Annotated in this window: 19 protein-coding genes; all 19 read left to right on the forward strand. The window is 35.6% G+C overall.

Annotation, left to right across the window (positions count from 1 at the left end):
• Positions 1 to 5: 5 nt before the first annotated feature.
• The 19 genes from JOE44_RS02950 to JOE44_RS03040 all read left to right on the forward strand — a co-directional run bounded on the left by JOE44_RS02950 (position 6) and on the right by JOE44_RS03040 (position 21,197).
• Positions 6 to 1,169: a methylmalonyl-CoA mutase family protein gene (locus JOE44_RS02950; protein ID WP_209784265.1), complete on the forward strand. Its 1,164-nt coding sequence runs from the start codon at positions 6 to 8 to the stop codon at positions 1,167 to 1,169.
• 17 nt (positions 1,170 to 1,186) lie between these two features.
• Positions 1,187 to 1,636, forward strand: coding sequence for a hypothetical protein (locus JOE44_RS02955; RefSeq protein ID WP_209784266.1), 450 nt, complete (start codon positions 1,187 to 1,189; stop codon positions 1,634 to 1,636).
• Positions 1,637 to 1,646: 10 nt separating this feature from the next.
• Entirely contained in the window at positions 1,647 to 2,120 is a 474-nt protein-coding gene (locus JOE44_RS02960) for a DinB family protein (protein WP_209784267.1), read from the forward strand.
• Complete coding sequence (locus tag JOE44_RS02965) at positions 2,110 to 3,258, forward strand: class I SAM-dependent methyltransferase (protein WP_209784268.1); 1,149 nt, start codon at positions 2,110 to 2,112, stop codon at positions 3,256 to 3,258. Before JOE44_RS02960 ends, JOE44_RS02965 begins: the two co-directional genes overlap by 11 nt.
• A 140-nt stretch (positions 3,259 to 3,398) precedes the next feature.
• Positions 3,399 to 3,671, forward strand: coding sequence for a hypothetical protein (locus JOE44_RS02970; RefSeq protein ID WP_209784269.1), 273 nt, complete (start codon positions 3,399 to 3,401; stop codon positions 3,669 to 3,671).
• Positions 3,672 to 3,828: 157 nt separating this feature from the next.
• Complete coding sequence (locus JOE44_RS02975) at positions 3,829 to 5,208, forward strand: dipeptidase (RefSeq protein WP_209784270.1); 1,380 nt, start codon at positions 3,829 to 3,831, stop codon at positions 5,206 to 5,208.
• Between the two features lie 209 nt (positions 5,209 to 5,417).
• Entirely contained in the window at positions 5,418 to 6,338 is a 921-nt protein-coding gene (locus tag JOE44_RS02980; protein ID WP_209784271.1) for a T9SS type A sorting domain-containing protein, read from the forward strand.
• Positions 6,339 to 6,549: 211 nt separating this feature from the next.
• Positions 6,550 to 7,473: a T9SS type A sorting domain-containing protein gene (locus tag JOE44_RS02985; protein WP_209784272.1), complete on the forward strand. Its 924-nt coding sequence runs from the start codon at positions 6,550 to 6,552 to the stop codon at positions 7,471 to 7,473.
• 79 nt (positions 7,474 to 7,552) lie between these two features.
• A complete protein-coding gene (locus JOE44_RS02990) occupies positions 7,553 to 8,260 on the forward strand; it encodes an SDR family oxidoreductase (protein ID WP_209784273.1) in 708 nt (235 codons plus the stop codon).
• 150 nt (positions 8,261 to 8,410) lie between these two features.
• Positions 8,411 to 9,157, forward strand: coding sequence for an electron transfer flavoprotein subunit beta/FixA family protein (locus JOE44_RS02995; RefSeq protein WP_209784274.1), 747 nt, complete (start codon positions 8,411 to 8,413; stop codon positions 9,155 to 9,157).
• Positions 9,158 to 9,198: 41 nt separating this feature from the next.
• A complete protein-coding gene (locus JOE44_RS03000; RefSeq protein ID WP_209784275.1) occupies positions 9,199 to 10,146 on the forward strand; it encodes an electron transfer flavoprotein subunit alpha/FixB family protein in 948 nt (315 codons plus the stop codon).
• A gap of 189 nt (positions 10,147 to 10,335) precedes the next feature.
• Positions 10,336 to 10,935 (forward strand): bifunctional nuclease family protein, encoded by a 600-nt coding sequence (locus JOE44_RS03005; RefSeq protein ID WP_105682152.1) that lies wholly within the window; start codon positions 10,336 to 10,338, stop codon positions 10,933 to 10,935.
• A gap of 22 nt (positions 10,936 to 10,957) precedes the next feature.
• A complete protein-coding gene (locus JOE44_RS03010) occupies positions 10,958 to 12,340 on the forward strand; it encodes a nucleoside permease (protein ID WP_209784276.1) in 1,383 nt (460 codons plus the stop codon).
• 298 nt (positions 12,341 to 12,638) lie between these two features.
• Entirely contained in the window at positions 12,639 to 13,043 is a 405-nt protein-coding gene (locus JOE44_RS03015) for a hypothetical protein (RefSeq protein WP_209784277.1), read from the forward strand.
• A 1-nt stretch (position 13,044) separates the two neighbouring features.
• Complete coding sequence (locus JOE44_RS03020; protein ID WP_209784278.1) at positions 13,045 to 13,455, forward strand: hypothetical protein; 411 nt, start codon at positions 13,045 to 13,047, stop codon at positions 13,453 to 13,455.
• Positions 13,456 to 13,514: 59 nt separating this feature from the next.
• The gene (locus tag JOE44_RS03025) at positions 13,515 to 14,693 is read left to right on the forward strand and encodes an acetyl-CoA C-acyltransferase (protein WP_105682156.1); all 1,179 of its coding nucleotides are present in this window, start codon (positions 13,515 to 13,517) and stop codon (positions 14,691 to 14,693) included.
• A gap of 378 nt (positions 14,694 to 15,071) precedes the next feature.
• Positions 15,072 to 16,562 (forward strand): MFS transporter, encoded by a 1,491-nt coding sequence (locus JOE44_RS03030; RefSeq protein ID WP_105682157.1) that lies wholly within the window; start codon positions 15,072 to 15,074, stop codon positions 16,560 to 16,562.
• Between the two features lie 180 nt (positions 16,563 to 16,742).
• Positions 16,743 to 18,905 (forward strand): M12 family metallo-peptidase, encoded by a 2,163-nt coding sequence (locus JOE44_RS03035; RefSeq protein WP_245169687.1) that lies wholly within the window; start codon positions 16,743 to 16,745, stop codon positions 18,903 to 18,905.
• Between the two features lie 126 nt (positions 18,906 to 19,031).
• The gene (locus JOE44_RS03040; RefSeq protein ID WP_209784279.1) at positions 19,032 to 21,197 is read left to right on the forward strand and encodes a M12 family metallo-peptidase; all 2,166 of its coding nucleotides are present in this window, start codon (positions 19,032 to 19,034) and stop codon (positions 21,195 to 21,197) included.
• Positions 21,198 to 21,281: the final 84 nt, after the last annotated feature.

Below are 21,281 nucleotides of genomic sequence, written 5' to 3' on the forward strand. Positions count from 1 at the left end.
AACTAATGTCAAATACAGATATACTTTCAAACTGGGAAAATCTAGTGAAAAAACAGCTTAAAACAGAGGATATTTACCCCGTTTTAGAAAAACAGAATCTGGAAGGAGTAGAGGTAAAGCCTTTTTATACGGAGGTTCGGAAGCCTTTGGTAAACCTGCCCAGAGTGGAAGAAAGTACCCATTTGGTAGCAAAATACCATGAAAGTTTAGAAGATGAAGTATTTGCATTTATTCTGGATCAGAATGTAGAAAACCTTGATCAGAAGACTCTTTTTGTTAATAATAAAGATCTTGCAGGACACATCAGTCCTAAAGAAGAAGATCAGTATTTTTCATTGATTGATGTTTTTAATGAAAAAGAAGGAAGTATTGATGATCAGCTGGTTAAAGAATTACTGTCAAAAGACTTTAAAAGAAACATCTGTGTTGATATTTCTCTGCATCAGAATGCCGGAGCTGCTATCTATCAGCAGCTTGGTATTGCCCTTGCAAAAGCTAAGGAATTAGTGGAAGCTTACGGAGCTGAAATTTTAAATAAACTGATCTTCAGAATAGCAGTAGGAGGAAGCTATTTCTTTGAAATGGCCAAACTGAGAGCTTTTAAAATCATTTTTAATCAGTTTTCAAAAGAGTACGGACTGGATGAAGTTCCTTACATCTTCGCGGAGACTTCGCTGAGAAATAAAGCCGTTTCTGATAATGAAAACAACCTGATCCGCTCTACACTGGAGCTTGCTTCTGCAATGATCGGTGGGGCAGACGCTGTTTTCTCCAATAATTATCTTGTAGCCAGAAGTACGGATAACTCGGAGGAAATCTCTTTCAAGCAACAGATTGTTTTAGCTTATGAAAGTATTATCAATGTATTTGAAGATGCTTCTAATGGAAGTTATTATGTTGAAGATATTACCCGGCAGTTTGCTGAAAAAGCATGGGCTTTATTTGTTGAAATAGAAGAAGCAGGAGGCTATCTTGAGCTGTTGAAACAAGGAGTTGTTCAGAAAAAAATTTATGATCACGCCATTGAAGAGCAGCAATGGATTGAAGAAGGAAAAATAAAGCTTATCGGAGTCAATTTATACCCTAAATTAGACGTTAAAAAGTCTATTGCAGATCTGTACAACGAAAAAGAGATAAAAGCGGTTCGTTGGGCTGAAATGTTTGAATAAAAACATCCCATTATACCATGAAAAAAAGCTTACTAATTTTCTTTTTATCGTTTTTCGGACTACTTTTTTCACAAACAGAGAAAGATCTGTACGGAAAATGGGGCGGAATAGATGCCGGTAATTACGGGTCATTTACATTTTTTGATGATGGCTATGTAAAGGTACAACTTAACGGGTTGGATATTGATGGTAGACATCATGTAATTCCTGATGGACCAAACAAAGGTAAAATTGCGAATGTAAAATATACTACTGATTTTTCAAAAAAAATTATCAAATTCAGTTTAATTGCATCATATAATGATTTTAACAATAAACTTGAAGAGAGTAAATTTTTAAGTGGACTTATTAGGTTTATTAATGAAAATGAATTTCTGCTATTCTTTGATTTTGAGAATGAAAATCCGGAAGATATAGATCCTACATCCCCCAATGTAATGACGCTGCATAAAGAAAAAAGTATATAAGTTTTTAGTAATGAAAGAAAAACTGATAGACTTATTTGAATACACCTATCATTTCAATGTTGAGATGATTAAAGTTATTTCTGAAAACAGAGAACTTGTTGATGATAAAACCATCAGTCTGATTAATCATACTCTTAATGCACAACAAATCTGGAATGCCCGGATTCTGGGAGAAATGACTTTTGAAGTCTGGCAGATCAATCCTTTTGAATCTCTTGAGGAAATTAACCATGGAAGTTTTCTTAAAAGCATTGATATTATAAGAAATTTTGATCTGGACAAAAGAGTAGAATATCAGAATTCAAGAGTAACAAAATTTGAAAACAGCATTTTTGAAATGCTTTTTCATGCAGTCAATCACTCTACCTATCACAGAGGACAAATCAATTCTTTGCTTAAGCAGAATGGAATAACTCCGGTATTGACGGATTATATTTTTATGAGAGATAATTATTTACAATCTGGAAAAATCTTTGGGAAATAAACTATCAAATAAAGAAATCCAAAACTACATCAATGCAAATCTGAATTCAGATTTACACAGCTTACTGTTGAAAAAATCTCCATTTCCGGAGGTTTCCATGCATGAAATTGTACAGCAGATCAAAGGAAAACAGGTTGCAGAAAGAAAATTTCCATTTCTCTTAAAAGAAGGTATTCTTTTTCCGCCACAGCTTAATCTGGAGCAGTCGTCATCTGAAAAAACAGCCCTTTATAAATCCGGAATTTTAAAAGGTAATACATTCATTGACCTGACAAGCGGTTTCGGTATTGATGCCTATTATCTATCTCAAAACTTTAACGATGTTACATTAATAGAGCAAAATACAGAGCTCCTGGAGATTGTCACCCATAATTGGAATACTTTGGGTCGCCAGGCAAGATTTATTAATAAAAAACTCGAAGATTTTCTGGAGGAAAATAAGGAACATTTTGATGTTATCTATCTGGATCCGGCAAGAAGAGACCAGCAAAAAAATAAAGTATTTCTGTTAGAAGATTTGTCTCCGGACATTCTTGAGATTCAGACGAAGTTAAGGTCTATTTCCGATCAGGTAGTGATTAAGCTATCTCCGCTTATTGATCTTAAATATCTGGTTTCAGTATTAGATGGGATTTCAAGGATTGATATTATTGCCCTGAAAAATGATGTTAAAGAAGTTGTAGTATTTCTTTCCAACGAAAATACAGAGAAGATTATTTGCCACTGTGTGAACCTTGAGAGTATCGAATCTGCCTTTACTTTCAGATTTGGGGAAGAAGAAAATGCCGAGTCTGAATATTCTGAGCCTGAAAAATACATTTACATTCCCAATAACTCTATTTTGAAAGCAGGAGTTTTTAATTTGATTTCACAGAAATTCGGTTTAAAAAAGCTTCACCCTAACAGTCATTTTTATACCTCCAATGAAAAGAAAGGAGACTTTCCCGGGAGAATTCTGGAAGTGGAACTCGTTGACTCTAAAAATATTAAGAAAAAAGAACAGTACAATATCATTTCAAAAAATTACCCTCTAAAACCTGAAGAAATCAAAAAGAAATATGGTTTAAAAGACGGAGGCGACCAGTATCTTATTTTTACCCAATCCAAAAAAGGGAAAATAATATTAAAATCAGTATAAAAATGTTGCCGAAAAAAGCAGGATTTCTTACTTTTGGGCAATCAAAAATTTAAGCATGAAATCGCTTACTGTTTGGATGATCGGAATAGACTAAAAATAGGGCGGCTTCATATTACCTTTTAAAAAAAATAATTTTACATATGAAAAAATTAGTTATATGTTTAGCGATTGCAACGGTTGCGGTAAGCTGTAAGAAAGTTCCGCAAGGAGGAAACAAAGGTACTTTGAAACTTGAAGAAGGAGTAGAAAGATATTCTGATGATTCTCAGGGAGAAGCTCACGGACATGAAGCTGCTGCTACAGAGCACAAGGAAGAAGCTCACGCAAAATCAGAAGCTGCTGCTCCAAAAACAGACAGTACTGCGGCGGCAAAACCTGCTGAAACTGAAAAGGCTCCAAAAGCTGAACACTAATTAGAAGTACAAAATATATAAGTGCCCTGTTTCTGCAGGGCATTTTTTATTAAAAAAGATCGCTATAGAGCTCATTAGCATAACATTGGGAAAATCCTTTCTTTTTGTTTGCCCCTGCCAGGCATTTTTTTTAATTTTAACAAAATAAATTTTTACAATGCAAGAGACATTAAATTACATTAACGAAAACAAGCAGCGTTTCGTGGATGAATTATTTGAGTTATTGAGAATTCCTTCTATTTCTGCAGATCCCGCGTATAAAGAAGACGTTTTGAAATGTGCAGATGTAGTGGCAGCACACCTTAAAAATGCAGGCGCTGATAATGTTGAAGTTTGCCAGACCAAAGGATATCCAATTGTTTTCGGGGAGAAAATTTTAGATAAAAACTTACCTACAGTATTGGTATATGGACACTATGATGTTCAGCCGGCTGATCCGTTGGAATTATGGACAAAGCCGCCTTTTGAGCCTTATATTGAGAAAACGGAACTTCATCCTGAAGGAGCAATCTTCGCAAGAGGGTCTGCTGATGATAAAGGACAGTTTTTCATGCACCTGAAGGCTTTTGAGGCTATGATGAAAACCAATGCTCTTCCTTGCAATGTTAAATTTATCTTAGAAGGAGAAGAAGAAGTAGGATCTGTAAGCTTAGGAGACTGGGTAAATGAAAATAAAGAGAAATTAGCTTGTGATTGTATCTTAATTTCCGATACTCATATCTACAGTAACGAACAACCTACTGTTACAACAGGATTAAGAGGTTTAAGCTATGTAGAAGTAGAGGTGGAAGGTCCAAACAGAGACTTGCATTCAGGACTTTATGGTGGAGCTGTGCCGAACCCTATTCACGTTCTTTCAAGAATGATCGCAAATCTGATTGACGAAAACGGTCATATTACCATTGACGGATTCTATGATAATGTAGAAACCGTTTCTGATGCAGACAGAGCAGACATGAACAAATTGAAAGACAATCCTGAAGAATTCAAAAAATCAATCGGATTAAGCAATATCGAAGGTGAAAAAGGATATACAACTTTAGAAAGAACCTCTATTCGTCCTACATTAGACTGCAACGGAATCTGGGGTGGCTATACAGGAGAAGGGGCTAAAACGGTAATTCCTTCAAAAGCTTTTGCTAAAATTTCAATGCGTCTGGTTCCTTACCAGACTCCTCAGGAGATCACAGAAAAATTCACGAAATATTTCGAAAAGATCGCTCCGGATACAGTAAAAATTAAAGTTACCCCTCACCACGGAGGTATGCCTTATGTTTTACCAACAGATACAAAAGAATTTGCTGCCGCAAAACAGGCAATGGAATCAGCATTCGGAAAAGAAGTTCTTCCATACAGAGGAGGAGGAAGTATTCCTATTACAGCGATGTTTGAGCAGGTTTTAGGAGCTAAATCTGTATTAATGGGCTTCGGGTTGGATTCTGATGCAATCCACTCTCCAAACGAGCATTACGGATTGTTCAATTTCTATAAAGGAATTGAGAGTATCCCGTTGTTTTTTGAAAATTATTCAAAATAATTCAACGAAAATAATAGACAATAAGGTATTTCTGCAAAAGAGATACCTTATTTTTTTGTTTTATATCGTACCATTGTCATTTTTCAGAGGGCTTTTTAAACAATTTTAAAATTAAATTCACTGAAAATAAAAGTGTTATTTTTTATTTGCAATAAATTATTTCACCATTCATGGAAAGTTTATATTTTTAATACAAAACTTGATTTACTATGAAAAAATACTACTCAATTGCATTTTTACTATTATCAATGTGTGTTTTTGCCCAGCAAGCCATCTCCTTTGAATCCACCGAAGGATTCAATGTTGGAGATATCAATGGACAAGCGGGGTGGATCAGTACGCCTACAGGTGGATTTCCTGAAAATGTAACCCATCAGATGATCAGTACAGATAAAGCCAGTGATGGAAGCAGTGCCCTGAAAATTGTAAAAGAAAATACTTACGGAACCCAGACTGACCCTGTTATCGGAGGATTTTATAACCTGTCAGCACCGCTCGCCAACACTAATTTCTCTGTATCATTCGACATCAATATATCACAGCTCAACGGATCTGATTTTGGTTTTCAGGCAATAAACAATATTGATGATCAGTTTGTTGTGAGACTGGATTTTGAAAAAACCGGATTAGTGAAGATTCTTAATTTAGCCTCTGGTATACAGGAACTTATTTCTACACCTTCCACCTGGCTGCCCAATACCTGGTATCGGTTAAAAGTAGTAGGAAGCGCCACAGAGATCAGACATTACCTCAATAACGTGCTGATCTATACAGGAACAGCTACAAGCTCTCTGAATATAAATCAGCTTCGTTTCGTACATAATAATTCATTGGGATCAGCTTACATCGATAATATTAAAATTAACAGCGAATTATGGGTAATGAGTGTTAAAGACTCCAAAGCAACTTCTAAAGAAATATCGCTTTATCCTAATCCTGCTACTGATTTCCTTACTGTCAATTCTGCTGCCAAAGTGAAAAGTATACAGCTCTATGATGAGACAGGAAAGCTCATAAAGACGGAAGTAAACAATAATAAAATAGAGGTAAAAGGTTTGTCCGAAGGAGTATATATGGTCAATATAAAAACGGAAGCTAGAAATTTTACTGAAAAAGTGATCATCAGATAAATTATTTTATTCATTGTAAAACTTGTGTTTTTTTTAGTCTGCTGCTGTAGGTAAGGATGAATTTTTGGGAATACTGCTTTTCTTTAGATTTAATATCTTTATTTAATTTGGTTAAAATATATTATGTTACTTGGTTAATATGTGTAAAATATTCACTCATTTTGCTTTTTAGATTTAAAAATTATATATTTGCTCAAAACTAAAAAATATCATGAAGAAACTTTACATTTTCGCAATTTCGTTGATTTCCATAACATCTTTTGCCCAGCAGACTATTTCTTTTGAAGCCAGTGAAGGATTTACAACAGGAAATATTAATGGCCAGCAGGGTTGGATTTCTACAAGTAATGGGGCTACGCCGCCAGTATATTTGACCACTCAATTGGTTTCAGCTGAAATGGCAACTCAAGGTTCAAACAGTCTTAAAATAACACCAGATGTGCCTTATGGGCCGCAGCAAAGCCCTGTTATGGGTGGGTTTTATACTTTTGCAACACCGCTAACATATAATAGCTTCACACAGTCATTCGATGTAAGACTTACGCAAAAAAGTTCATCAAGCTCAGATTTTGTTTTTAGAACAGTGAGTACAACAGGAGCTGGAGGAATCGTTACTTATATTGATTTTTCTTATGATGGTACAATTTTACTTGCAACAGCCGGTTCAAATAATTTAGTAAATACCAATCAAACCTGGAATGCCAATACGTGGTACAGAGTAAAAATAGTTTCTACGGCTACAGGAATTCAGTATTTCCTGAATGATGCTCTGATCTACACCGGACAGCCGTTCAGTAACAATAATATTAACAGGATGGATTTTGTACACGATAATTATGGAGGCTCTGCCTATATCGATAATATCAAAATCAATAATGAAGCGGCATTATCTACAAAAGATGCGGTAAAGAATGATGTGAAACTATCTATTTATCCAAACCCGGCTACCGAAGTGATAAAAATCACAACGCCTAACAAAATCAAGCACGTTGAAGTATATGATATGTCAGGAAAAAGAGTAGATGTAACCCTGAACGGAGATCAGGTAAATGTAAGAAACCTATCTTCCGGAGCTTATTTACTGAATGTGGAAACAGAAGGAAGAAACTTTACAGAGAAGTTCATTAAAAAATAAATCCTGATAAATCTTAGGATTAGCAAAACGCTCCAATTGGAGCGTTTTTGTTATTTTAGAGCATTAAAATTTCAATCATATGTCAGATCATAAAACCGCTTATATAACAGGAGGAACCAAAGGAATAGGTTTCGGAATTGCGAAAATTTTACTAGAGAATGGGATTTCTGTAGCATTTTCTGGAAGAAAAAAAGACGATGTCATGAAGGCAGAAGCAGAGCTTAAACAATATTCAGAAAACGTATTGGGAATTGTTTCCGATGTAAGAAACCTGGAAAGCGAGCAGGAAGCGATAAAATATACCGTTGAAAAGTTCGGAAGATTAGATTATATCATTGCGAATGCAGGATTAGGGATTTTTAAGCCTGTAGATGAACTTACTGCTGAAGAATGGAATGATATGATAGAAACAAATCTGACAGGTGTTTTTTATACGTTAAAAGCCTCCGTAGAAGAACTGAAAAAGACGGAAGGTTACTATATTACAATTTCCAGCCTGGCAGGAGCTAATTTCTTTGAAAACGGAACAGGTTACAACGCTTCCAAATTTGGAGTAGTAGGTTTCACTCAGGCTGCCATGATTGATTTAAGAAAATACAATATTAAATCTACGGTGATTATGCCTGGATCGGTGGCCACTCATTTTAATGGAAATATTCCATCCGAAAAAGACAGCTGGAAGATTCAGCCGGAAGATATGGGGAATCTTATATTGGATATTTTAAAGATGAATCCAAGAGTTTTACCAAGTAAAATAGAGTTTAGGGCAACGAAACCAGCTAAGTAACTACATCTAATGTATTGAATAATAATTTAATAAGTATTATGCATGCATAATATATTTTTTATTTATATTAGCAAAAATTAATTCAAACAAAATCTCTGCATAAACTGTCATGATTTTATGCATTAAAAGGGAAAAAATAAAATAGTACACATGAAAATATTAGTTTGTATTAGTAGTGTTCCGGATACTACTTCCAAAATTAACTTTACAGCAGATAAATCTGCTTTCGACAAGAACGGAATTCAGTGGGTAATCAACCCTCTAGACGAATTTGCGTTGACAAAAGCGGTTAAACTTCAGGAATCTCAGGGAGCAACAGTTACAGTAATCAACGTAGGTGATGCTGCTACAGAGCCTGTAATCAGAAAAGCTTTAGCTATTGGTGCTAACGATGCAGTAAGAGTAAATCTTGATCCGAAAGATAGCTATGCTACAGCAAAAGAAATTGCAGGAGTAGCGCAAAACGGAGCATATGATCTTATCCTTTGTGGAAAAGAATCTATTGACTATAACGGAGGTTCAGTTCCGGGAATGGTGGCTCAGTTATTGAACCAGCCTTTCGTAAACGCTTCAGTAGGATTAGACGTAAGCGGAAGCGAAGCTACTGCAGTAAGAGAAATTGAAGGAGGTAAAGAAACTATTTCTGTGAAATTACCGGCAGTTATTGCAGGTCAGAAAGGATTAGTAGATGAAAAAGACCTTATCATCCCGAATATGAGAGGAATTATGTCTGCAAGAACAAAACCTCTGCAGGTAGTAGAGCCTTCTTCTTCAGAAGTAAAAGTTCAGGGAGTATCTTATGACAGCGTTCCTCCAAGAGCTGCTGTGAAAATGGTTTCTCCTGACAACCTGGATGAATTGGTAAGATTACTTCACGAAGAAGCTAAAGTAATCTAATCTTTAAATTTTTCAATCTTTTAATTTTTAAATTTAAAACAATGGCAGTATTCGTATACGCAGAAAATATAAACGGAGTTTACAAAAAAGCAGCTTTTGAAGCAGTTTCTTACGCTAAAGCTATCGCTGATAAAGCGGGAGATACCGTTACGGCAATCTCTGTAAACCCAACAGATTCTTCAGATTTATTATACAAATATGGAGCATCAAATGTTATCAATATCAAAGACGAAGGTCTTAAAAACTTCTCTGCAAAAGCATTTGCTCAGGCTGTAAATGAAGTAGCAGACGGAAATACTATTGTTTTCCCTCACACTACTGATGCCTCTTCAATTGCTCCTATGCTTGCTGTAATGAAGAATTACTCTTTAATTACAAACGCATTGGAGACGCCTGAAAGCCTTTCTCCTTTCCAGGTAAAGAGAAGAGCATTCTCAGGAAAAGGTTTCATGCATGCAAAAGCTGAAGGAAACGGAGTAATTGTTACGGTTTCTCAAAACGCTTTTGGTGTTAAAGAAAATACAGTATCAGGTTCAGAAGAAGTGAAAAATTTATCGGTTGCAAATGAAGATACTAAAGTGATTTCTCACGAGCAAAGTTCAGGTAAACTAGACCTTAAAGAAGCTGAAGTTGTTGTTTCTGCTGGTAGAGGGATGAAAGGTCCTGAAAACTGGGGAATGATCGAAGATTTAGCAAACGTTTTAGGAGCGGCTACAGCATGTTCTAAACCGGTTTCTGACATCGGATGGAGACCTCACACAGAGCACGTAGGGCAAACGGGTAAAGCAATTGCACCCAACCTTTACATTGCTGTAGGGATTTCAGGAGCAATTCAGCACCTTGCTGGAGTAAACTCTTCAAAAACGATTGTTGTTATCAACAGTGATCCTGAAGCACCATTCTTCAAGTCTGCTGATTACGGAGTAGTAGGAGATGCTTTCCAGATTATTCCTGCATTAACAGAGAAAATTAAAGCAATAAAAGGATAAGAATGGGAATTGTGAATAGTCAATTCGCTTTGCTTGTCAATTTTTAAGTAAATAATTCACTTGCGAAGCAAAATTCACTATTGACGTTTGACAATCATCAACAATACAGATAAAAGCTCGGCTTTCCGGGCTTTTATTTTTGCGTAAAAAAGTGAAAACACAATAAAAAATTAATCTATATTTGTAGCTATGGATTATAAACAGCTAATTATTCGCGGAATATCGTACAGCCAGACTCAATCAGGGGCGTACGCATTGTTACTGGAGCATGAAGAAACACACATAAAATTACCTGTTGTTATAGGAAATTTCGAAGCCCAGTCTATCTCTCTTGGGCTGGAAAAAGATATTCATCCACCGCGTCCTCTTACTCATGATTTATTTACTAAGTTTATAGTTTCTGCCAATTATGAGCTAATTTCTGTCATTATCTATCAGATTGTAGACGGAGTTTTCTTTTCAAATATCAACTTTAAAAATAAAGTAACGGAAGAAGAACTGATCCTTGATGCCAGAACTTCCGATGCTGTTGCAATGGCCGTAAGATTTGACGCGCCTATATTTACAACCCAACAGGTTTTGAATGAAGCCGGGATTTTATTGGAACTGGAAGATGTTGCCAAAGAAGATCAATCGTTCTCAGAAACTGTACAGACAGAGGATAACTTGAAATCTCTTTCTATGGAAGAGCTTCAGAAATTATTAGATGAAGCTGTTAAAGAAGAAGACTATGATACCGCTCTTGAAATCCAGGAAGAAATCAAGAGGAGGAAAAAGAAAATTGATTAAAGAGATACTTTTTATATAAACTATGAATTTAAAATTACGACTGACCATCCTCAGTTTTCTCCAGTTTTTTGTTTGGGGTGCATGGCTGATTACGATGGCAAACTTCTGGTTTGGCACAAAACATTGGGAAGGAACTCAGTTTGGAGCTGTGTTCGGAACAATGGGAATTGCTTCTATCTTTATGCCAACCATTACTGGAATTATTGCCGACCGCTGGGTAAATGCGGAACGTATATTTTCAGTATTACACATTCTTTATGGGGTCATTCTTTTCATATTACCTCATTCTGCAGATCCAAATTCCTTCTTTTCAGTAATGCTTGTGGCCATGTGTTTCTACATGCCTACTATTGCACTTGCTAATTCAATTTCTTATACAATCCTGAAAAATAATAATCTGGATGTGGTGAAAGACTTTCCACCGATTCGTGTATGGGGAACTATTGGTTTTATTGTTGCCATGTGGATTACAAATCTTAGTGGAAACAAAGAAACAGAAGGACAGTTTTATATCGGAGGTGTTGTAGCAATTTTCTTAGGGATTTATGCCCTTACACTTCCAAAATGTCCACCACAAAAACTGATAGACAAAAATTCACCATTATCTGAGCAATTAGGCTTGAATGCATTCAAACTGTTCGGAAACTATAAAATGGCATTATTCTTTCTATTCTCAATGCTTTTGGGAGCTGCACTTCAGCTTACAAATGCATATGGTGACGTATTTCTAAGTGAATTTGCTCATTTTCCTAAATATGCAGACTCATTTGTAGTAAAGAGATCTACCATCATTATGTCAATTTCTCAAGTTTCAGAAACCCTGTTTATTTTGGCAATTCCTTTCTTCCTGAAGAAATTTGGAATTAAAAAAGTAATGTTGATATCAATGCTGGCTTGGGTTTTAAGATTTGGGTTCTTTGCGTATGGTGTGCCGGACGGATTCGGACTTTCATTAATCATTCTTTCATGTATCGTATACGGAATGGCTTTCGATTTCTTTAATATATCAGGGTCACTTTTCGTAGAAACGACTACCGATAAAAAGATACGTTCTTCGGCTCAGGGATTATTCATGATGATGACTAACGGGTTTGGAGCGGTTTTCGGAAGTTATGCCGCAGGATGGGCTATTGATAAGTTCTTTACCCATAAGTTTACAACGGTTTCAGATCTGTCTACTTATCTGCAAACAACACCTGATAATCCTACTTTCCTGAAGATTTTAAAGAAGAGTTTTAATGCTGCTGTTAATTCAGACGGAACTCTTTCCTCTATAGTGATGGTGAAAGACTGGCAGCAGATATGGCTTTCTTTTGCAATCTATGCATTAATACTGGCGATTTTCTTTGCTGTTTTGTTTAAACATAAACACAACCCGGAAGATGTTTCATCAGTTAAACATTAATTAAAACTAACATTCTTAAGATATTAAATTGCATTTTTGAAAAAAGATGCAATTTTTTATTTTTCAGATATCCTTTTATAAAATAAAGGTTGACTGAAGAAAAATTTGGACTTCAGATCGATATAGAAATATCAAATGCTTATTTTTAATTTGATAATAAATTCCTTTTTTCTTTGTGTAATAATTAAAAATATCGAATCTTTTTTATAGCTAACAAGTGTTCGGGTGCGGAATTCCTATTTTTAAATCACACTATTTAAAAGTGTGTTTTTTTTTGTATTTTGGCACTTTAGTAAATATGAAAAATATTCAGTTATTAGGTTTGCTGTTAGTCATTGTAGGCAGCTTTTTACCCTTGGTACATGTGCCTGTCATCGGGAACTGGAACTATTGGAAGCTTGATCATTATCTGGCTATTGCCTGCTGGATTTTTTCAGCATGTGCCGTTTTTGGAATTGTAAATAACAGTATCAGAATCGTTAGATTTTTTGGTATTCTGCTTATTCTTTTATTCGGATTTACCTTAGTTGCTGTGAAAATGCAGTCACTGCAATATTTTAGCTTTTTACCATTCAAATCATGGCAGGAAACTTTTGCAGGAATCGTCAAATTGAAATGGGGCTGGGCTGTAGAGTTTTTAGGCGCTTTTCTAATGGTAATTGCAGGAGGAAACAATAAAGTAAACAATAGAACACAAATATAAAATGAACTCCTTAAAAATATTTTCAATAGGAATTTTGTTGATGGCAGCCCCGCAGGTTCATGCCCAGGCAACAGAACAGAAAAAACCGGATAATCCGCCGAAATGTGCTAATATAAAAGAAGGGAAGTTCCTAAGACCCAATTACCCGGAAGCAATATGGCATATGACCATTAAAGATAATGTTCAGACTGAATATTTTAATAATGGAAAAGATTATATCAAATCCACATTGGTTTTTATAGATGATTGTAATTATAAAGCAATCGTCATGGAGAAATCCGATAAAAATGATCCCGCACAAATAGGGGATGTCTTCAACAATAAAATAGTAGCTACCCAGGATAATCTTCTGAAGGTAAATACTAAAATTGAAGGAACCCAATTTGATATAGTATACGTAAAAGTGAAATAAATTCTAATTATAAAAAGGGAACATCTGTTCCGTTTTAGCTTAAAATAAAAATTATATACATGAAAGAAGTATTCATTGTTTCCGCAGTAAGAACACCAATGGGAAGTTTTATGGGAAGCTTATCAACAGTTCCGGCTACAAAATTGGGAGCAACTGCTGTAAAAGGTGCATTAGATAAAATCGGTATGGATCCTAATAATGTTCAGGAAATCTATATGGGAAATGTTCTTCAGGCAGGAGAAGGCCAGGCGCCAGCTCGTCAGGTTGCTTTAGGAGCAGGTCTTTCAATCAATACACCATCTACTACCGTAAATAAAGTTTGTGCTTCAGGAATGAAGGCTGTAACAATGGCGGCTCAGGCAATCAAAGCTGGTGATGCAGAAGTAATTGTGGCAGGAGGTATGGAGAATATGTCTTTAGTTCCTCATTATTACAATGCAAGAGTAGCTACAAAATTAGGTGACATCAAAATGCTTGACGGTATGGTGCTTGACGGTCTTACAGACGTATACAACAAAGTACATATGGGAGTATGCGCAGAAAAATGTGCCGTAGATTATAACATCACAAGAGAAGATCAGGATAACTTCGCTGTAGAATCTTACAAAAGATCAGCAAAAGCTTGGAGCGAAGGTAAATTCAGTGAAGAAATTGTACCGGTTTCTATTCCTCAGAGAAAAGGAGAGCCTGTAATCTTTGCTGAAGATGAGGAATACAAAGCAGTAAACTTTGATAGAATTTCAACACTTCCTACCGTTTTCAAAAAAGAAGAAGGTACAGTAACAGCAGCAAACGCTTCTACACTGAACGATGGTGCTTCTGCATTGATCCTTGTTTCCAAAGAAAAAATGGAAGAATTGGGATTAAAACCTCTTGCTAAAATCGTTTCTTATGCTGATGCAGCTCATGAGCCTGAAAACTTTACAACAGCTCCGGCAAAAGCTTTACCTATCGCTCTTAAAAAAGCAGGATTAGAGATTTCTGATATCGATTTCTTCGAATTCAACGAAGCTTTCTCAGTAGTAGGATTGGCAAACAACAAAATCTTAGGATTAGATGCTGCTAAAGTAAACGTAAACGGAGGTGCTGTAGCATTAGGACACCCACTGGGAAGTTCGGGTTCAAGAATCATCGTTACATTAATCAACGTATTGAAGCAAAATAATGCAAAATATGGGGCTGCTGCTATCTGTAACGGTGGTGGTGGAGCTTCTGCAATTGTAATTGAAAACTTATAATTGACATATACAGCCATATTTTGTGGTTTCAGATATAAAAATCGGGGTTCTTGGACCCCGATTTTTTGGTTATAAAATAGTACGTTGCTGTCTTCCAACGAGGTCTTCAGGTTGATGATATAAAATTTCCGGTCAGATATCTCTTATAGCAGAAAGACTTTTCCTGATCATGAATGTTACCCAAAAGGAGAGTCTATTGAAAAAAAATAATACAGAATCTTATTATTGGAGGTTTTTGTTCAGTATAATTAAACGGAATAAGAGGAAATCTTTGCTGAATGATTTCAACGGCTTACAATTATTATTTTCAAAATAAAATTAAAAACCGTCGAATATTCCGTAGTTTTTCTATTTTTGTGCTACTAATATATATTTGAAATGTCTGAAACTGAGAATCGACAGCCTAAAAACATAAAGAATAATCCAAAGATTATGAAAGCCTGGGCTGTATATGACTGGGCAAACTCCGTTTATTCCTTGGTTATTACCTCTACCATTTTTCCCATTTATTACTCCATCCTAACCACTGCTTACGAGAAAAAAGAATATGTGGCGGAAACAAAAACATGGATAGATGTTCCGGTAAGACATATGATCAAAATTTTCGGGGAAGAATATCAGCCGGATGCTGTATATGGATATTCACTTACCATATCATTCTTTATTGTAGTATTACTGTCACCGTTTTTATCTTCTTTGGCAGATACCATCGGAAACAAAAAATCTTTCCTTCAGTTCTTCTGCTATCTTGGTGCAACATCATGTATGGGATTAGCTATGTTTACAGGGATGCATAACGTATTCCTGGGGCTTTTATTCAGTATCACGGCCAGTGTAGGTTTTTGGGGAAGTCTGGTGTTTTATAATTCTTTCCTTCCTGATATTGCCACACCGGACAGGCAGGATGCGCTCTCTGCAAGAGGATATGTGTACGGATATATTGGTTCCGTAGTTTTAGTGGTAATCTGTTTGGTTTTAATTCAGGTTTTTGCCAAAGGAGCAGCCCAGCAGCTATTGTTTACAAGAATCAGTTTCCTGTTAACGGGAGCATGGTGGTTTGGGTTCTCTCAATACACATTCAAACACCTTCCTCAATTTGGGGATGTGAAAGATAAACTTCCTAAAGACTTAGTATTACTTAATTATAAGAATATCTTCAAAAAACATGAAGAGCAGGGAGGTTTCTTTGAGGTGTTTAAAGATAATCTGAGCTTCTATAAAGATATTGCAAAAGAAAGTTTTCATGAACTGTTTAAAGTAGGAGGAGAGCTTTTCAAAGATAAAAATCTAAAATTCTTCCTGTCAAGTTTCTTCTTTTACAGTGTAGGAATGCAGACAATTTTCCTTATGGCAACTTTATTCGGAAAGAGTGAGATCAATCTTGCTCAGGATAAACTGATAGGAACCCTTTTGGTGATTCAGATCGAAGCGATCATCGGAGCAGTTATTTTCTCGAGACTATCCAAGAGAATTGGTAATAAAAATGTGATTTCAATTGCCATCATCCTTTGGATTGTAGCTTGTCTTTGGGCTTATTTCCTGAACAAAGAAAATCCTACAGTAGAATACCAGTTTTATGGAGTAGCTGCCGTAGTTGGTTTGGTAATGGGAGGTCTTCAGGCAATGTCAAGATCTACCTACTCAAAACTTCTTCCGGAAAATTCCATGGAAAATACAACGTACTTCAGTTTCTATGACGTATTGGAGAAAATTGCCATTATCATCGGAACGTTCATCTTTGCAACATTAATTGAACATTTCAATAATATGCGTATCGCGGCCTTATCAATGACCATATTTTTTGCTGCAGGATTAGTTTTAATACGATTCCTGAAGGTCAAAATGAGAACCGATAGAGAAACTTTATAAAAATTAAAAGACGTTATTTTTAACGTCTTTTTTTTTATTTTAATGAATTAAAAACATTCATTTATCAATTTGGTTAAATTTATTTATATGGTTTCCATAAATAATAGAATACAATAAGGATTTTTCACTATGTTTTGATTTTTTTTGTTTATTTGTAAAAATGATAAAATTATCAAAATCATGAAAAAGTTTCTATTAGTTTGTTTTTTGCAATGTTGTGTTATGGGTTTTTCTCAGAAATTAAAACCGGTTGCGCAAAAAGTTTCGGAATATCATAATGGGAAATCAGAGCTGAAAAGCTATGATTTATTTCAGATAGATAAAAATGCAGATAAATTAGCCGAATATAAAAGGGCTGCAACAGATATCACGGTTATGTCTCTGAAGCCTACAGAACTGAAAAGATTAATCACCGAAAAACCTGAGTTTCTTGAAATATCTTTTCCTTTTGACGGAGGCAGGCAGATCACCGTTGAAATGTACAGACATCAGATCCTGACCAACGATTTTAAAGTAGTTACAGAGAAAGGTAAAGCAGTAGACTATACACCGGGAGTTTATTATCAGGGTATTGTAAAAGGTGATAACGCATCTATTGCTGCTTTTAGCTTTTTTAACAATGATATCGTAGGAGTTGCTTCTACCCCCGAATTAGGAAATATAGTACTGGGAAAAGCTAAAAATTCTGAAGATTTTGTAAACTATTCAGATGCTAAATTAACAGGTGCCAATCCATTTGCCTGTGGGGTAGACGGATTGAAAGAAAACCAGACCCAGAGACCTGTTTTTAATCCTAATAATGCCACCAGTAAAAAAACGGATAACTGCGTAAGAATATACTATGAAGTAGGGTTTGGGCCTTATACCCAAAACGGAAGTAATACTACAACTACCACCAATTGGGTGACTGCTATGCATAATAACGTTACCACTTTATATGCCAATGAGAATGTGAATGTAGCATTAAGTGAAGTTTTTGTCTGGACAACTACTGATCCTTATTCAGGTTCACCAAGTGCAATTCTAAATCAGTTTAGAACTACCAGAACTACTTTTAATGGGGATGTAGCACAGTTATTAAGAAATCCGGCTACAACAAGTATTGCGTATGTTAATTCATTATGCACCACTTATAAGTATTCTTATTGTGGGATGAATTTAAATTATCAAAATGTACCTACCTATTCCTGGAATATAGAAGTTATGACCCATGAACTTGGGCATAATTTAGGGTCACCACATACTCACTCTTGTTTCTGGAATGGTAATAATACAGCTATTGACGGCTGCGGCCCTGCTTCAGGAAATAATGAAGGATGTACAGCGGCCCTTCCTCCGGCAGGTGGTGGTACGATTATGAGCTACTGCCATTTGGTAAGCAGTGTAGGGATTAATTTTGCGAATGGTTTTGGTGTACAGCCAGGAACATTAATCAAAAATACAGTAGATTCAAAAGGGTGTCTTGGTACCAACTGTACAGCATCTTGTGCTACATCCATCACCAACTTTAAAGTTAACAACATCACACAGACTTCGGCAAATGCTAATTTTACAGATGCATCCTCAACTTCATGGAAGTATAAATTAACTACTGCTAATGGAGCAGCAGTATCATCAGGAAATACAACTACGCCATCTGTTAACTTTACCAACCTTCAGCCAGCCACTTATTACAGATTAAGTGTAGGAACAGATTGTAGCGGACCCAATGCATTCCAGCTATCACAAATCTTTTTAACTGATGGAGCTTGGTGTGACGGAATTCAGTTTTTAGATACAGGAGGTTCAACAGGTCAATATGGAGATAATGAAGAAATTGTAAAAACATTTTATCCTACTCCTGGTTCCGCTATGACAATGACATTTACAGCATTCGATCTCGAACAGGGTTATGACTTTATGTATGTGTATAATGGTCCATCTACAGCTTCACCATTATTTGCCAACGGAAATAATCTGAGTGGAAATACAGTGCCAGGTCCATTTACATCCACAGATCCTTCAGGGGCAATAACAGTAAAATTTGTTTCAGATGGAGCCGCTACAGGGAATGGATGGAATGTGAATTTCTCTTGCAATGTTTTAGCAGTAGAAGACATCAACATAAAAAATAACTCAATAGATATATATCCGAATCCTGCCAAAAATATGATAATGCTCTCTTCAAAAGAAAGACTAAAAGGGTATAAAATCTATGACGAAGCCGGAAGACTGGTGATTGCTAATTCTTCTTTAAAAGGAAATAAACAGGAAATAAATCTTTCCTCAATTCAGACAGGAAACTACGTAATTACCATAGAAACAGAAAAGCAGACCATCAGCAAGAAGCTGATCAAACAGTAATTAATAATTAAAAATAACATATATTTATTTAAACCATAGCAGACTTTCTGTTATGGTTTTTTTTATATTTTATGATTGTTTTGTAAAAACTTAAAGTATTTGTATTACTTTTATTAAAAATTAATAATGCGAAAACTCTTACTATTTGGCTCATTGATATGGGGCATCTTTTGTTTTGGGCAAAATCTAAAACCTGTAGCCCAAAAAATCCATGAATATGAAAAGCTAAACTACCGTGCTCCTAAGTATGATTTATTTGATGTGAAAAGCACGGATAATATCTCTGATTTAAGAAAAACAGCAACTGATGCTACTGCTTTAAGTCTGGATATCCCCAAACTCATGAGATTACTTGCTGAAAGCCCTGAATTTCTTGAAGTATCCTTTCCTTTTGATGGCAATAAAGAAATCACTGTTCAACTTTTTAAAAAGCAAATTTTCACTGATGATTTCAAAGTAAAAACGAAAAAAGATGAAGTTGTATCCTATAATCCCGGGATTTACTATCGCGGAATTGTTAAAGGAGATGATCAGTCTATAGTAGCATTTAGTTTTTTTGATAATGATGTGGTAGGAATTATTTCAACACCAGCTTTGGGAAATATTATACTGGGAAAAATAAAGAATTCGAGTGATTTTATAAGTTATTCAGAGTCTAAGCTGACGGTAAAAAATAGTTTCATTTGTAGTGTAGATGAATTGAAAGAAAACAAAACTCAATTACCACCACCTGATCCGGGACAGCTTACCAATAAAACCATGACTGAAAATTGTGTAAGGGTATTTTATGAAGTAGGTTATAAACCCTATCAGGGGAATGGTTATAATGTGGCTGCTACTGTTAACTGGATGACCGCTATCCATAACAGTGTTGAAACAATATATTTTAATGATGATATTAAGATAGCTTTAAGTGAAATGTATGTATGGGCTACACCAGATCCTTATACAGGTAACTATAATCCGGACTTAGGGGTATTTAGCAATAGCAGGCCTATATTTAATGGGGATATTGCCCACTTAGTGATCTCGCCTACTGGTACCGGTTATTCTAATATTAACTCACTCTGTACAGATGTGAGATACTGTTACTCACCCGTTACGGTAACCTACCAGCAATTTCCTATGTATTCCTGGACAGTCAATGTTACAGCCCATGAATTGGGACATAATCTAGGCTCTCAGCATACCCATGCCTGTGCGTGGAATGGTAATAATACCGCTATTGATGGATGTGGTGCCCAAAGTGGAAATCAGGGAAATGCATGTAGCGGGCCAATTCCTGGTAATGGCGGAGGTACTATAATGAGTTATTGTCACTTAATTTCCGGAGTTGGAATCAATTTCAGTAATGGATTTGGTCCACAACCCGCCGAATTGATTAGAAAAACCATTAATTTAAAAGCTTGTCTGGGCACTAATTGTATTTCCTCCTGTGAAGTAACGGTAATGGATCTCAGTATTGATAATATTACACAAAACTCAGCAAGTGTCTTTATTATAGATGGAGCTTCACAAGCATGGAAATATACACTCTCCAAAATAAATGGAACAATTGTACAGTCAGGAACAACGAATACCAACAGTTTTAGTTTAAATAATCTGGATCCAAACACTTATTATAACTTATTTATTGGAAGTGAATGTTCAGGTTCTTTAGCTTATCAGAAACACCGAACATTTTTAACAGATGGAGATTGGTGCTCAGGAGCACGGTTTACAGATTCCGGAGGTCTTTCCGGAGGATATAGTAACAATGAAAAGTTAACCAAAACCTTTTATCCACTTTCTAATTCCAAACTGACATTATATTTCAGTGAATTTAATTTAGAGAATTTTAAAGACTATATGTATGTATATAACGGGCCTTCAGCCGGATCTCCTTTATTTCCAAATGGAAATAACCTTACTGGAACTTTACTTCCCGGGCCATTTGTTTCTACAGATCCTACCGGAGCTATTACTGTTGAGTTTTTCTCCAATGAATATGGTACAGCAAATGGATGGAATGCCGGATTTTTATGCAAGTTTTTAGGGGTTGAAGATATTGAAACAAATAACAATACCGTTTCAATTTACCCGAATCCGGCAAAAACAATGATCATCATTTCATCAAAAGAAAATTTAAAATCCTTTAAAATATTTGATGAAGCAGGGAGATTGGTGACATCAGCTTCTTCTTTGAAAGGAAGTAAAACAGAGATCAATCTATCTTCCATACAAACAGGAAATTATGTCATTAGTATTGAAACAGAGAAGCAGACGATCAACAAAAAGCTGATTAAACAGTAATAATAAAAAAAAATAATACATATTTAAGCCATAGCAGATATTCTGTTGTGGTTTTTTATGTTTCATGGTTGTTTGGTGGAAATT

It is taken from the genome of Chryseobacterium sp. PvR013, assembly GCF_017833095.1.
GTDB lineage: Bacteria > Bacteroidota > Bacteroidia > Flavobacteriales > Weeksellaceae > Chryseobacterium > Chryseobacterium culicis_A.

What these genes read in the sequence shown, in the direction of transcription:
- JOE44_RS03010 (WP_209784276.1), top strand. Translation starts at nt 10,958, where the DNA reads ATGAATTTAAAATTACGACTGACCATCCTCAGTTTTCTCCAGTTTTTT.
- JOE44_RS02975 (WP_209784270.1), top strand. Translation starts at nt 3,829, where the DNA reads ATGCAAGAGACATTAAATTACATTAACGAAAACAAGCAGCGTTTCGTG.
- JOE44_RS03015 (WP_209784277.1), top strand. Translation starts at nt 12,639, where the DNA reads ATGAAAAATATTCAGTTATTAGGTTTGCTGTTAGTCATTGTAGGCAGC.
- JOE44_RS03020 (WP_209784278.1), top strand. Translation starts at nt 13,045, where the DNA reads ATGAACTCCTTAAAAATATTTTCAATAGGAATTTTGTTGATGGCAGCC.
- JOE44_RS02970 (WP_209784269.1), top strand. Translation starts at nt 3,399, where the DNA reads ATGAAAAAATTAGTTATATGTTTAGCGATTGCAACGGTTGCGGTAAGC.
- JOE44_RS02950 (WP_209784265.1), top strand. Translation starts at nt 6, where the DNA reads ATGTCAAATACAGATATACTTTCAAACTGGGAAAATCTAGTGAAAAAA.
- JOE44_RS02985 (WP_209784272.1), top strand. Translation starts at nt 6,550, where the DNA reads ATGAAGAAACTTTACATTTTCGCAATTTCGTTGATTTCCATAACATCT.
- JOE44_RS02995 (WP_209784274.1), top strand. Translation starts at nt 8,411, where the DNA reads ATGAAAATATTAGTTTGTATTAGTAGTGTTCCGGATACTACTTCCAAA.
- JOE44_RS03000 (WP_209784275.1), top strand. Translation starts at nt 9,199, where the DNA reads ATGGCAGTATTCGTATACGCAGAAAATATAAACGGAGTTTACAAAAAA.
- JOE44_RS03030 (WP_105682157.1), top strand. Translation starts at nt 15,072, where the DNA reads ATGTCTGAAACTGAGAATCGACAGCCTAAAAACATAAAGAATAATCCA.
- JOE44_RS03040 (WP_209784279.1), top strand. Translation starts at nt 19,032, where the DNA reads ATGCGAAAACTCTTACTATTTGGCTCATTGATATGGGGCATCTTTTGT.
- JOE44_RS03005 (WP_105682152.1), top strand. Translation starts at nt 10,336, where the DNA reads ATGGATTATAAACAGCTAATTATTCGCGGAATATCGTACAGCCAGACT.
- JOE44_RS03035 (WP_245169687.1), top strand. Translation starts at nt 16,743, where the DNA reads ATGAAAAAGTTTCTATTAGTTTGTTTTTTGCAATGTTGTGTTATGGGT.
- JOE44_RS02980 (WP_209784271.1), top strand. Translation starts at nt 5,418, where the DNA reads ATGAAAAAATACTACTCAATTGCATTTTTACTATTATCAATGTGTGTT.
- JOE44_RS03025 (WP_105682156.1), top strand. Translation starts at nt 13,515, where the DNA reads ATGAAAGAAGTATTCATTGTTTCCGCAGTAAGAACACCAATGGGAAGT.
- JOE44_RS02955 (WP_209784266.1), top strand. Translation starts at nt 1,187, where the DNA reads ATGAAAAAAAGCTTACTAATTTTCTTTTTATCGTTTTTCGGACTACTT.
- JOE44_RS02990 (WP_209784273.1), top strand. Translation starts at nt 7,553, where the DNA reads ATGTCAGATCATAAAACCGCTTATATAACAGGAGGAACCAAAGGAATA.
- JOE44_RS02960 (WP_209784267.1), top strand. Translation starts at nt 1,647, where the DNA reads ATGAAAGAAAAACTGATAGACTTATTTGAATACACCTATCATTTCAAT.